General features: G+C 43.3%; 8 protein-coding genes and 1 pseudogene. All 9 read right to left on the bottom strand.

The features are described from left to right. Positions 1 to 10 precede the first annotated feature (10 nt). The 9 genes and pseudogenes from QFZ80_RS11365 to QFZ80_RS11325 all read right to left on the bottom strand — a co-directional run bounded on the left by QFZ80_RS11365 (position 11) and on the right by QFZ80_RS11325 (position 13,911). The gene (locus QFZ80_RS11365; protein ID WP_307555558.1) at positions 11 to 655 is read right to left on the bottom strand and encodes a formylglycine-generating enzyme family protein; all 645 of its coding nucleotides are present in this window, start codon (positions 653 to 655) and stop codon (positions 11 to 13) included. Positions 656 to 718: 63 nt separating this feature from the next. Next, the gene (locus QFZ80_RS11360; RefSeq protein WP_307555560.1) at positions 719 to 1,075 is read right to left on the bottom strand and encodes a DUF4180 domain-containing protein; all 357 of its coding nucleotides are present in this window, start codon (positions 1,073 to 1,075) and stop codon (positions 719 to 721) included. Between the two features lie 381 nt (positions 1,076 to 1,456). Further along, positions 1,457 to 1,606: pseudogene (locus QFZ80_RS11355) on the bottom strand (TetR/AcrR family transcriptional regulator); the annotation flags it as partial. Positions 1,607 to 1,865: 259 nt separating this feature from the next. Next, entirely contained in the window at positions 1,866 to 3,647 is a 1,782-nt protein-coding gene (locus QFZ80_RS11350) for a 5'-nucleotidase C-terminal domain-containing protein (protein ID WP_307558936.1), read from the bottom strand. A 237-nt stretch (positions 3,648 to 3,884) separates the two neighbouring features. Next, positions 3,885 to 4,337, bottom strand: a complete 453-nt coding sequence (locus QFZ80_RS11345) for a hypothetical protein (RefSeq protein WP_307546620.1) — start codon at positions 4,335 to 4,337, stop codon at positions 3,885 to 3,887. Then, on the bottom strand, positions 4,338 to 5,126 hold the full coding sequence (locus tag QFZ80_RS11340; RefSeq protein ID WP_307546622.1) for a hypothetical protein: 789 nt from the start codon (positions 5,124 to 5,126) through the stop codon (positions 4,338 to 4,340). Between the two features lie 115 nt (positions 5,127 to 5,241). Beyond that, entirely contained in the window at positions 5,242 to 6,474 is a 1,233-nt protein-coding gene (locus tag QFZ80_RS11335; protein ID WP_307546624.1) for an OmpL47-type beta-barrel domain-containing protein, read from the bottom strand. Positions 6,475 to 6,529: 55 nt separating this feature from the next. Continuing rightward, positions 6,530 to 11,425, bottom strand: coding sequence for a pectinesterase family protein (locus QFZ80_RS11330; protein ID WP_307558934.1), 4,896 nt, complete (start codon positions 11,423 to 11,425; stop codon positions 6,530 to 6,532). Between the two features lie 98 nt (positions 11,426 to 11,523). Next, complete coding sequence (locus QFZ80_RS11325; RefSeq protein ID WP_307558932.1) at positions 11,524 to 13,911, bottom strand: hypothetical protein; 2,388 nt, start codon at positions 13,909 to 13,911, stop codon at positions 11,524 to 11,526. Between the last annotated feature and the right edge of the window lie 40 nt (positions 13,912 to 13,951).

The raw sequence follows: 13,951 nt of genomic DNA, 5'->3' as shown, positions 1-13,951 counted from the left end.
TTGTCACCACTTATACAGACTTCGCAAGTCGAAATCCAAGGTCATCAATGCTAAATGACGGGTGACTGCGACGACGACACGAAGCCCCACAACCTCTTGCCTCTTCAGCCCAGCTGCCACCGCGAAAAATTCGGTAGGAGCCGTATACGTTCTGATCGTATAAATCCCAGCACCATTCCCAAACATTCCCTAACATATCATACAGACCCCATGCATTCGGTTCCTTTCTTCCTACTTCATGGATCGTGCCAGCTGAATTTTCATTATACCAAGCTATTTTATCAAGCTCTCCGTATCTATATCCTGTAGTTCCTGCTTTACACGCGTACTGCCATTCTGCTTCGGATGGGAGGCGATACCCGTCTGATTCCCAATCACAGATGATATTTTCACCATCGTTACTCATCGAATAACACTCCGTCAAACCAACTTTCTGAGAAAGTAGATTACAAAAAGAAATGGCATCATTCCAAGATATATTCACAACCGGATTTTGATCTCCGTCATAAGAAATAGACGATTTTTGTGAAATGGCAAAATAAAGTTCCTTAGTAACAGGGTACCGGGCAAGAAAAAACGGTTGTATGTCAACCTTCCATTTTGATGATGTTCGATCGTCCCTTAAATCTATTTCTCCACCTGGAACTTTTACCATCGGATAATCAGCAAGACTCTGTAAGACATTTGACACTCCATCTTCCTCCTAGTCTATCATGTGTTAACCGCTACTCAATTTATCAATAGCTTGTTCTTCGTTTGACAAGAAAAAGATATCCTTCCCTTTGTTACACTCATAGATGAAATCCTTCAAGCTTTGACTTGAAAAGACAGAAAAATCACCAACTATTGCAACTTTCACTCGATAATTTATAAATTTTTGTAATATTTCTCCTGCAAGCCGTGTTTTTAAATCGAAAAAGTCCTCACTTAATGCAGATCGATTTAAAATTATACGATCACATCCTGCTTCAAATTGTACAGTTGCCATTAGATCTAAAGCCGACTGAATATCAGTTATCAATATTTCGTTGCTTTCAACGACGGCTACTCTAAAGAAGCTTAGTCCAACCACCATCGCCAAAAGGCCGTAAGCGGCACTTTTGGAATCGTCCACCCTCATTTGCCCCGACATGTTACCGTAATCAAAGATCCTAGCAATGCCGTGAAGATCATCCAAATAGTTCTTGGAAACTACCTCTTGTAATTTACGATCCAATACAGCTTTGGAGAAGAACTGAAGAAAAAGCTTTGCTTGATCTTCATGCGGGATAAACATTCTCTCTATCCCATCAAGTTCCGAAACATTGACCGTCTTTTGCCTATCATCGCTATATAGCGGGAGGATGTGCTTCAGCGTGACTTCAATCATTTCCTCTGCTGTCATTGTTTTCTGGATTTCTGATTGGATCTTTAAACCATAATAGGCTAAGAACGACTCGAAAGCTTCTATGATCAAGTTATCTTTATTCTTAAAATAATAAGTGACAACGCCCTTTGAGCAGTCCGCATACTCAGCGACCTTATCCAGCGTCATGCCATCAATCCCGTGACTGCTGATACAAATTATTGTGGCGTTAATTACGTCTGCTCGACGCTTTAGCTCCATTCCTATTTTGGGCATTTTTCTCCTCCTCGTTTCAATAATGTTTTTTTATACCGTACAGTCGGAATAAATAAAATATAACCATAGTATTCCTTTATGTCCAACCAAGATTCGATGAATAGATAAAACGGATAGAAAAAAGGATTACATCAGTTCTGCTTGAACGCTTCGGTAATCAACTGCACAAAATAAAAAAGCCACCCGAAGGTGACTTTATGAGATGATGCTTTCTTATGATGAGTGAATCTTGAACTACCCTGCTCTAAGGTACCTTAATCTCTTGTCCTGGGTAAATGAGATTAGGGTTTTTAAATTTGTTCAACTGCTGAAGGAGTTGCCATGTTGTTTGATAAGACCTGCTGATTTTCCATAGTGAATCACCGGGTTTAACAACATAGATATTGCTAGCTGCTCCAGGATCCGGTTCCTGTGAAGGAGTAGGAGTAGGAGTAGGAGTAGGAGTAGTCTGTGTCTCCTTAGCGTTGATGCGACCTTCGACTTTAGCCTCTACCGCTCCGCTTTTACGCATATATGTGATTAATGCTTCTTCCAAGGATGCGAAATCATTGTCAAGAGGATAAGCCTTGAACATGGCGTATTGGTCTCCGCCTGCGGCCATAAAGTCATTCGTTGCAAGCAAATAGGATGCCCCTAGATCAATCGGATACCCTTTTACGTGAATAGACGTCACACGGCTTCCTTTTGGCTGGGATGGATCAAACGAAACGGTCATACCGCCAACATGTGGGAAGCCTCCCAATGACTCCGGATAAGCAGAGAGACCTAGTTCTAACGCCGCTTTAATGTCGGAGCCCTTCACTTTCTTCGTTTGGATATAGTTACCGAATGGCAATACGGTTACTATCTGCCCCTTAGTAATTGAACCCGCTTTGATCGAAGCGCGGATACCGCCTCCGTTCGTAATGGATACATCGGCGCCTGTTTCGCTGAGCATGGCGTCCGCAATTAAATTGCCCAAATTGGACTCACCTTTGCGCACGACTTCCCGTTCTCCGACTAAATCAACCTTCGAAGAACCGACAATTTCCTGCAGCACCTTATCTTGTTCTTTTTTCACATTGGCAATAATGTCGAGTACGGCATGGTCTCCCGTGCTTTTATCTTCATCGGCCGTTTTCTTGGTAATCAGGCTTGAGGTTTTACCTGTCAGCTTACCGTTCTCAAAGGTCAAATCTACGCGGCCCAGGTTTTTGAGATACTCTCCCGTTTGCGCAATTAGCACATTCCCAACCAGCAGACCTGTGTTAAGCGTCGTATGGCTGTGTCCGTCGATGATGACATCAATTTCTGGAGCAGCTGCCGCTACCTTTTTACTTGTTTCAATGCTGGACTCATCGATGCCGAGATGGGTTAAGGCAATGATGGCATCAACTTTACCTTTGAGCTCGGAGACAATTTTCTTGGCTTCTTCAGCCGGATCTGTGAAAGTAAGCCCCTCCACATTGTTCGGATGTGTTTTATAGGCAGTTTCCGGTGTAGTCAAACCGAATATACCAAGTTTAACGCCATCTACTTCTTTGATGACATAAGGCTCCAGAATTCGTATTCCGTCTGCTTTTTTCGTATTAGCGCTTAGAACGGGGAATTTGGCCCGCTTGGATAGCTCGATTAGACGCTGATAACCGTAGTTGAAATCATGATTCCCAGCCGCCATAGCGTTATAGCCTACCGCGTTCATAATATCCACAATGCTTTCCCCGCGCACCAGATTGGCGATCGGCTGACCGTGGAACGTATCTCCCGCATCAAGAATGAGAGAATTTGGAGTCGATTCCTTGTAATTCTTAATCAACGCGCTCATTTTTGCAAAACCTATTCCTTCTGCCGTAGCTTCAATTCGGGAATGCGTGTCATTGGTGTGAAAGAGAGTAATTTTTTTCGTACTGCTGGTTGCTGCTGGATTCGTTGTTCCATTTGCAGGTACAGACGGAGTACCCGGTTCGGCTGCACCTACTGTGTAAACCGAGGAAACGGTCACAAACATGGCGAGTGCGCTTGCCATCCATAGCTTTGTTTTTCTCATGTACAGTTTCGCCTCCATAATAGTTGATCTTGTCCAACTACATTATATGGAATTTATATTCGTGGCGATTTTGCTGTAGGTAAAGGTTTTGTAAATTTTTCCGGTTTTTTTGTTATGTAAGACTTTAACATACCCCAATAAAAAGAAAAGCCCCGCTATGACAGCTAGGCTATTGTATGCAAACAGGTAACCCAAATGACTAAGGCTTTTTACACAAATGAAATTAATTTCATTGGGTTATTTTATTTTTGCTAATCCTAAAGCTAAGTGCTCCCAAAGAACTCCTTCAACTAATTCTCCCTGACTCTCATCGCAGTTGATAATCAGGATTACTTCTGAGTTTTTCCCTTTTAACACTCTTTTCTTCCTTTTATAAAATTTGTATATGTATAAATCAATTAAAACACCAAGGACAAACCCTGTGACCGCTCCAATCAATCCCCAATAGATTGGCCCCCACTCAAGAACAAACCCTCTACTGGCACCTATTACTGAAAATATGACCGCAAGTCCCATACCTTTTCCAACAAAAGAAACTCCGTCGGACTGATGGATGGTATCAAATAATTTACGTTCTACCGAGCGATTATCTAACGGAACGGCAAATATATCTTTAATACCTTTTTCCTCTAATTTTGTTATAGCTAATTCAATGTAACTGGAATGTTCAAATGTGGAATAAATTTGCACTTATTTCACCTTATTTCCTTTCATTATCATAAAACCTGATGGTTGATAATTTTTCTTCAAGTAATTCTTTTGTTCTTGTTCGAATAATTTGTTGTTTTCTACTGCGTTTGTATAAGAATCATAAATTGTAAAAAAATAAAAAGATGGTAAATATAAAAGCCATTGTGCATTTAATACACTTGTGGATTTCGAAATATTCCCTAAGAGCAAATAATGAAACGCTTCAAGAAAATGTGAATAATAAACAATGATTACGGTCATCACGAGATTGAAGAAACCGAGGACGAATCTGTTGATATATAATTGTCCCACACTGGGTATTGTCAGTGAGCATAAAAAAGCGAGTAAAGGGTTCTTTTTGTCAAGATAATTGATTTCTAGTGCACCAATACTAAATGTATTAAATGGAGCGTTTTCTCGTTCAGCAAGAAGATAAATTTTATTTAAATCCACCGTTGAGCGATAACTGTCCCAGATAGCAAAAATATAAACAGGAATATATAAATGCATCATCTTTACATCTAGAACTGCTTTTGCTGATTCAATATCCCCCATAAACGAATAAACCATAGCTGAATTTAGATGTGTTATTTGATTAATAAATAGTTCCCATAGAAACAAGAGCATTCCTCGAATATATTTGGATAAAAGCAGGTGCCCGAATCCTGGGAAAACCACAGACCAAAAAGCAACAATGTAAGGACTTTTTAAATGTAGTTGTGTTGTCCCGAAGATATTTACATGAGCTTTGTAACGTCGATTTTTATTAGTGTTTGTAAAATTATCCAAGGTCTCACCCTTATCTGCACTTTCGAAACAGTATTCCCAAATTATTGATACCTTAACAATACAAAAAAAAAACCGCGCTAGGCGCGGATCTAGATATATGTTCTTGTCCTCCCCGTTAATCGGTTCTTTCTTCGTTATTGTTATGGCCTTGGTCATGAGGTACCTTAATCGTTGCCGTTGCAATAGCTTTATTCCCCGCTAGGTCTGTAGCTATATACATGATAGTATATACCCGCTCCGTTCCTTTACCTGTTCTTTCTGCGCGAAGTTTAAAGGATGTATCAAACGTGCCATAGTGTGCATCTTGAATATCGTCTGGTTCTACCTTCTCGTTGCTTGTAATAGAAGTCAGAATAATGGTGTCGATTTGGGACATATCATCTAGTGCGTAAACATTGGCGGTAACTGTTACCATCTTTTTATTCGCAGGCCACAAAGCGGTCTTATCCAATGCGATACTAAGCGTTGGGGCTGCTTTATCAACCTTCAGCGATATCGATTTTACTGCTTCTTCATTTCCAGCTTGATCGATACTCTTGTATTCAAGCGAATGGACGCCGTAAACGGACCATGTAACTGGCTGAGAATAGGTAGACCACTCAGCTCCGTCGATACGATATACCGTTTGGGTGACCGAGATGTTATCCGTTGCTGCAAGCGTAACCGTCGGACTCGAGATATACCAGCCGTTCTTTCCATCAATTGGACTTGCGGTAGCGGTGGTAACCGGTGACTGTGTGTCTAATTTAATGGTCGTTGACTTGACTTTGCCAGGAATTCCTTCTTCATCAACACTTCGGTATTCAACCGTATGAGTACCATCCGTATTAACGTTAATCGCTGAACTGTATGTTGTCCAATCCCCCTGATTTATGCGGTATTCGATCTTATTGTCTTCGGGAATGCCATTTACAGCCTCGATGGTAACGTCAACCGGGTGCAAGTACCAATCATTTTGTCCGTCAGGAAGTTCTGGTGACGTTTTTGCTTCAAGCTCCACGATGACAGGTTCAACATTAAATGTGGCAGTGGCAATCGCCTCAGCGTTTTGGCCACCGACGGTTACGAGATACGTTCCCTGAACTTCTTGGCTGATCTTATAAGTAAACTGAAAAGCTCCGCTTGGACCACTCCTACTTTGATTCAAATAATCCAACTGATTCAAAGGGCTTCTTACTTGTATGCTGACGATTTGCCCTTCCTCTGAACCTAAATGGCCTGAAATCGTTGCGATTCGGGTGACGTTATCAAACGATGCGCTTACCGTCAAGGTTGCAGCCATCGCGAGCGGAGCCATCATACCGAAGCACAATAGGAGCGATAGTATGATTATTGACCATCTTTTCAATCGTATTCCTCCTCCTAATATAGGGATCTTTGAGCGCAGCTCAAAGTCTCTCTGCTTAAGGACTAATGACCGTGTTGGAAATCGGTGTATGATCGGACATTTTTTTAAGTGCAAACGCCTTCACTTTGTATCCGGTGACATCCTTCGGCACATTCACAACCGCCTTGATCTGTTTATCCCCTTGGCCAGGAACCGTTTGAGTTATGAAGGAATATTTGACCTTCCGGTCCTGTTGGTCATAAAGAGCAATGACAAATACACCACTTTGAGCGACTTCGGAATTGTTATGAACGGTCGCAGTCACCATTGTATCCTGTGAACCGCTTAAGCCTGAAAGTTCGTTTCCAGTCAAATCGCTTAAGATCATCCCCGAAAAAGTAAACAGTCCGCTGCCCCAATCTTGAACATAGGTTATTGAGTACGTATTCGTTGAATCGATGCCGTACTCGTCAACAGCATAAATGACGATCTCGTTCGGACCTTCCTGCAAACTTAACGGAACGTTAAACGGTTCGTTTGCCAACTGGATAGCTTTATCTAGCACCGTATTTCCGTTTATTTTAACCGTCACACTCGAATTTCTGCTAACACTAGCCGATAAGTTAAAGTTAGCAGTGTTTACGGTCGCAGGTATTTCACTTGTAATCACAACGGCAGATTTGTTGTACGTTACCGTGATGGTTTTGGTATTAACCACGTCGCCGAGCAGATCGCTCTTCGCAGAAATTGTGATCGTGTTTACTCCATCAACGAGCTGAATTTGATGTTCAAAGTCCGATCCAGCTTCTGTATATACGGCGTCGACTACCGTTGTTCCATTATTTGCAACCGTCAATTTAGCACTATCAATCATATTCCCTTTTATCGTGTAAATTGGAATATTAACTGTTTCGCTGACTGCATTGCTAATGGTAAATCCTGCAGATCGATTAAAACTCACATCAGAAAATGTGGCGGCCGTTAAATAATCAGAGTTGCTTGTCGCTTTAGCTGCGTCAACAGCCATCCCGACATAGACCTGTTCTGGCAAATTCACATTTGCAGAGTCAACCAGCGCCCAGCTATTTTTGTCCGTAGACACATAACCGGAAATAACATTTTCATTTCTTACGATTTTTAACCAGAAAGGTGCTTTAAGCGTACTTGATGTTACACTATTTGTGCTATAGCTTCCCCCTGCTTTGCTCCGGTTCATAAAGAGTGCTTTTCTTCCGCTCGTATCGATGGATTCGTTCGTTTCCGGTGTTAATACGATAGCCGTAGCGGGAGAATCGGCTGCAAGGCTGCTGCGAATCATCAATCCGGCCTTTGCGATATCATCAATTTCGGAATCAAAGTTTACATACGCGAGCATCTCAAAGTTTCCTTGAACTGGCTGGTACACATAGTGGAACGAATCCGAGCTGCTTCTCAACTCTCCGGATCCTTTCACCGTGTATGTTGTTCCTTCCAAGCTGGCGATGCCAGAAATTGGTATTTGTCCAATATCTTGTGATGTCCAAGGGGCTACGTTATTAGGCCCGTTCACATAAATAATGCTTACGGCGGACAAAGTCATATATCCTGCGTTGTCAATCGCCTTCGTGTAAATGTAATGCTCGCCCTCCGGCGCATGTTCCCAAGTGAAGGAATACGGTGCCGTATTATCCTCACCAAGCTCTTGATCACCCGAATAATACTTAACCTTAGCAATTCCCTCACTATCTACTGCATCAGCAGCAATCGTGATGGGACTACCAACTTGAAACGATGTTTGGTGCTTAGGACTTGATGTCGTGATTGTCGGATTTTCGGAGACCGAAACTACCAGAGAATTGATATAGTTTTCCAAGTTCGTGTATCCATTGCTAGCGATCGAAACTCCGTCCGTATTTAAACTCGGATTAAGACCATTTTCAGATTCCCAAGTATCTGCGATTCCATCGTGATCGTTGTCCTGAGGTGCAGGTACCGAATTTAATTCGGGCAATCCTCCGTCGCTCTGGATTGAATTGATAATTCTCCCTGAACCCTTCCTAACATCATTCATAATCCTAGCATCCAGAGAATCCCGCTTAGGCAAAGAGGCGCCCGCACTTTGCAGCACTTTCTCATAGGCGACTTGCGCCGTGTCCGTAGTAACGGAACCACCGATAGGATCCGATGCGTCTGGAATAACCATCGGCTTATACTTGCGAACTAGTGGTCCTTCAGGGATGATTGCTTTCCATGATCCATTGCTGTTTGTAACCCAGTTATCTGCCGAAACATCAGGTGATCCTTCCATATAATTGCCGTCGATATACCATGTGCCGCTGAAAATTGCGCTGGATGGCGAGACAATCCGGTTTTTTACATGATCAAAGGTACTTGGACCCGGCTTATAGTAGTTGTTGATCATGTTGATGCCCGTTGCCTGCTCGCCACCGTACGCTGAGTTTGTACCCCAGTTATAAACAACGTTATTGCGATAGTCGATTTTGGTCGGATAATTATCCGGATCTGTTTGTCGGTCAAAACGCGGGTTTCTATTGTTATGATTTGCGATCAGATTATGGTGATAGCTCGCATTCGTTCCACCCCATATCCCCCCGTAACCATGCGCTCCTTTACCGTGAATGGACTGATTCAAGCTGTCGCTAATGATGCTCCACTGGACGGTAAAGTTTTTACGATTTTTCACGGTGAACGTCTCGTCCGAGCTCCAGCTAAAGGAACAGTGATCAACAATAATATTGTTGCCAGTAATGTCAGCCGTATCGCTTAACACGTTAATGCCATTTCTAAAACGAATATATCGAATGATTAAATCTGTTCCTACGTCGTTATTTCCGAACTTAACCATATACCCGCTAACAGCTATACCGTCACCAGGTGCAGTTTGCCCTGCTATCGTCAAGTTGCCGGAAGTAATATCCAGCTCCCTCTTCAGGTTAATCGTACCGGACATTCTAAACACAACTGTCCGATTTCCCGTACTCACAGCATCTCGCAAAGAACCCGGAATAGCGGCTTCGCCTTTCGTTGTGTCATAATCCTGGAGGGTCGTTACTTCATAAACCTGGCCCCCACGGCCACCTTTTGCATACATGGCGGCTCCTTCAGCCCCTGGGAAAGCCGGAACTCTTGTTGTTGCAGTTGGATCGATCTTGATTGTTAATGTTTTTACTACGCTCGCGTTGCCTGCTTTGTTGACAAAACGATAGTCGATCACGTTCGTACCTGTTTGGCCGACCTCGAATTCAGCCGTATAGGGAGCCCAATTTCCGCCATTTATTCGATACTGAACCCGATTATCCTCAGGAAGCGCCCCGTTCTCTTCCATATAAACGACCACTGGTTTTGTATAAGCGCCATTTTGCCCATCTGGCAACGCCGGTGAAACAGCAGGAGTAAGTTTTGGAAACATCATAGGAATAATGACAGCTTTACTCGGATCCCATCCATCAAACATGCGAGGAATCGTTAATGCGCTTGCCTCCTCGGCTGACATTTGAGTACTCATGATCCGAGTATCTGGACTTGCTCCCGGACCCGTGCTGTTATATTCTCCATAGAAGAAAGGCGGAACTTGCATGGTCGTCCATCCTTCAGGCTGTATATGACTATCCATCCAGGTATTTATGTAACGCGTAGAAGGTTTATCCTGCCATGGGCGACCTAAATAATGAAGGCCCTTTGTGGAATTGTCTTTCAATAGCCTTGAATTGATGAACACAAGGCCAGGGTCGGTTTCATTTTTTGTTGCAGCTGCCGTAACATAACCACCCGAGTCCGCTGCATTAATACTGACTGCATCGACATGATCAAATACGGCCGCGCTGGCCGGACCATAAATAAAGTCTGTACGGCCCATAATCACACTGTTGCGATAATACTGTCTGCCGATTCTCGGGCTAGTCGCTCGAATACCCGCGTACAGCGTATCCTGATAACCGACAAGCTTCACATTCTCAAACACAGCTTGGTCCGCGTTAACGGATAGGGCCAGAGCCTGACCATCGCTCGGTTTGGAATCATTTTCAATCGTTAAATTAGCTGCAGTAAAATAATCTCCACTTACAGCTACGGTTGCGCCATTTACAGCTTGGTTAGGCATATCTGCGTTTGAAAGGTCATAAACAATTTTCGTATCATCCCGACCAGCGCCCATAAGGCTCACATAAGGAGCGGTTACGAGAGATCTTTCTCGATATGTACCCTTTTTCAAATAAATGACCGTACGGACATTATTGTTAGCGGGAATGGTTGCGAGAGCATTAGTCACGTTTGTGAAATCGCCGCTTCCATCCTGTGCTACAGTAACAACCCTAGCAGGTGAAACAATAAGCTCATCTGTATGTTGGCTTTCACCGCTAGAATTTATAGCGGAAACGACATAGTAGTACTGCTTTCCGTTTGTAACCGTAGTATCCTTGTAAGTCGTTGAAGTTAGACTACTGTCAATGACCGTATACGGGCCACCGCTCGTACCGCCTCTTTTCAAAGAATAAGAAGCTGCTCCAGGAACTGCCGTCCAAGATAATTCTACGCTGCCGTCGTTTGCTGTGGCCGAGAAATCATCAGGAATCACAGGAGCCCCCGAAATTGGAGTATACGGTGCAGCTTTAGCCTGATTCGAGATCATGCTCTCCATTGTTGAGCTAACTGCAGATACCACGTAGTAGTAAATCATGCCGTTTGAAGCAGTGGTATCCGTAAAAGATGGTGTCGAGATGTTGCTTGTGATCGTTTCATACGGACCACCGTTGATCGCGCTTCGTTTCACCTTGTACGATACGGCACCCGATACGGAATGCCAGGATAAAGTCACTAGATTATCGCCTGAAATCGCTGTCAATCCTGTCGGATTCGTGAGTACAGATGTTGTCTGTGCCGTAGTAGTCGTCGTTGAAGCTTCTGCATTCATGGTGAACGGGAATACGCTTAATCCAAGCAATAGACACATCCCTATGCTTAGGGCTTTCTTCATGTATTATCCTCCTTAGAGTTTTGCTTTAGCAAAACTTTCTTCACCGCAGAGCGCCATATGCTGAGTTTTCGTAAGAAAACTTACATCGTAAGCGTATGCTACTCAATAATCGATTCCTCGGATAGCGGCTTCATCCCGTCCAAACTGTCCCAAATAAACGCTTTTACATGATAGCCATTCACCTGTGCAGGCAGCATAAATCCGGTGCTCAACGTTTTTGTTTCTCCTTGGGCAAATTCTTCAATAAGCGTCGAAAAATCCACCATTTTCATGTTCGCATCAAATAACACAACCAACAGCGTAATTTGCTTTGCATTCGATGTAGTGTTGGTTATTTGCTTCTGCGCAATCAGATCACCTGATGAAACTAGCGAATTCATCTCTGTTTCATTTAAATCATAAAAATTCGGCTTTCCTGCCCAGAACGTGTAATCGATCGAAAAGCTTTTCGAACTTTCGTTACCCGCAGCGTCAATTGCGGAAATCTCAATTTGATTCATTCCTTCTGACAACTGCACCGGATAAGAGAAAGGAACGTTACTCGATGTGTATACGGATTCTGCAACCGATACGCCATTGTTCTTGATCGTTACTTTTGATTCCTCATCTACAGTTCCTTGCACGTTGTAATGAAAGTCTTTCACGGAAGTTGGTGGTACAGTCATATGAAGAACGGGTGCAACCGGATCGAAATGAACAACTCCAGAGATTTTATCCGAGTAAGTGCTGCCATTTCTTCTTGCTATTAACTCAATGTTATTTATGCCAGGAACCAACTCGACATCCACAGAAAATTGATTTTGCTCTAGTCTGCTGTCATAGACAAGAGTTTGATTGTTATAGACGGCCAAGATTACACTAGTTTCATCTAAGGAACCCTTCAATGTGTAATTGGATTTATTCGTCCAAGGCACAAATGAATCCGCTTTCAAACCAGTCGGAACCCGCTCAGCCATGACGAAGTAACCGGCGTTTTTGCCTGCATTATAATCGGTTACGTTATTGAGGCCCATTGTAACCGTCTCTCCAGAGGCAAATAGCTTTTTGTAAATTTTAAATGAATAAGTAAGTGCAGTGTCGGCCAACTGTACGGTATCACCCGTATCTGCCCATCCAGAGGAAGACGATAGCCATGCAGGAGGAATTTCCCTTTGATCCATTGCTACATAAATCGTTGCCTTATCCCGGACCGGGAAGGTAGCAATCTGCATGCCCGTAGTGCTTCCGGTATATCTCATTGTATCTGCATGCGTTTTGATCCAGTCCATACGGCTATACTTATCAGGAAAAGCTGTAATCTTGAGTGCAGACGTTCTGTCTGCAAATGGTTCATCACCAACTTGGAGACCGGAATTGATTGACCATCTGTTCGCATTGTAGTTGTTATATGCCGTAACGGTTCCGATCACGTTGGTTTCAGGAGTTTCGATCGGTGTGACAGCATAGGGGGTGGCTGTAAATTCCGCAATTTCACCCTCATAATCTATTTTTGCTGTTTCATCCCTGGTAATTACGGCTACACCTACTATGTATGTCTTTCCATTCGTTAAAGCAACAGCCGTATTGGTTACAGGATCCCAAATTCTGCTGGCCGAAGGAGATGCATAAGGCGGAATTGACGTAGGAACTGATGTATATGTGGTTGCTGTGTACCAAGGATCTTCCGCTTTCTCTTTTATTTTTATACTGTATTTTGAAGCCCATGCATTCGGTACCACCCACATTGCAATCGATTTATCACGCCCTACCCAGTAAGCGATTTCAGGCTTTGCTGGCTTATAATTCGGGGGAGTATGCGTAACTTTTATGCTGCGGACGTAAAGTTCGCCATTGCCCGACGGGGTGCCGATGGATATCTTTTTCACATCAATGGCATCGTTTGTATTTTTTCTGGCAGAGATAAGTGTACCGTCGAACCACATATTAAATCTCTTCGTCAGTGTATTTAGTTCAACTTTTATCGTGTGCCATTTGTTCAATTGATAGGGTGTTTTGAGATCGACTGGTGCTGTATCAGGCCAATAAACTACACCCTTCGACGAATCCAAACCCGCAATCACCAGCGATTTTGTCCCTGCAGCATTCGTGAGGTAAATAATCTGGTCCTTGGCTTTGGAAGTACCCGGCTGCATAAAAGTTATCTCTGCCGTTACAGTACCGGTTTTTGTCTCGCTGAAGGTTTTATTGATCAAGAACTGGCTGGTACCCGCACCGTTAACAGTAAGATGCAGTGCTTTTTGTTTAGCTACCGGATCAACCTCAACTACTGCGCTGCTTGTGGCGCCTGAAGGAAGTGTGGAATAATCAAAACCAAGCTGCGAGGCCGACTGTCCCTCTATGGCACTAGAAAAATCTTTGTCCAGCAAAGTAGTTGGTTCGACAACTGAATCTGCGGCAGCTGCAGGAGGTTGCCCCAGCATTCCAACTCCTAGCAAAACATTAAACAACAATGCGAAGCATAGTACTCGTTGAATTTGAATACGCAAATTTATACACCTCCAGATGCAATATAGTGAGTTTTTGTCT

The sequence above is a fragment of the Paenibacillus sp. V4I7 genome, assembly GCF_030817275.1.
GTDB lineage: Bacteria > Bacillota > Bacilli > Paenibacillales > NBRC-103111 > Paenibacillus_E.
This window is presented reverse-complemented; position numbering and strand designations above follow the sequence as displayed.

Excerpts from the sequence above, each read along its gene's own strand:
- QFZ80_RS11330 (WP_307558934.1), bottom strand. The coding sequence starts at position 11,425 with ATGAAGAAAGCCCTAAGCATAGGGATGTGTCTATTGCTTGGATTAAGC.
- QFZ80_RS11350 (WP_307558936.1), bottom strand. The coding sequence starts at position 3,647 with ATGAGAAAAACAAAGCTATGGATGGCAAGCGCACTCGCCATGTTTGTG.
- QFZ80_RS11360 (WP_307555560.1), bottom strand. The coding sequence starts at position 1,075 with ATGGTGGTTGGACTAAGCTTCTTTAGAGTAGCCGTCGTTGAAAGCAAC.
- QFZ80_RS11365 (WP_307555558.1), bottom strand. The coding sequence starts at position 655 with ATGGTAAAAGTTCCAGGTGGAGAAATAGATTTAAGGGACGATCGAACA.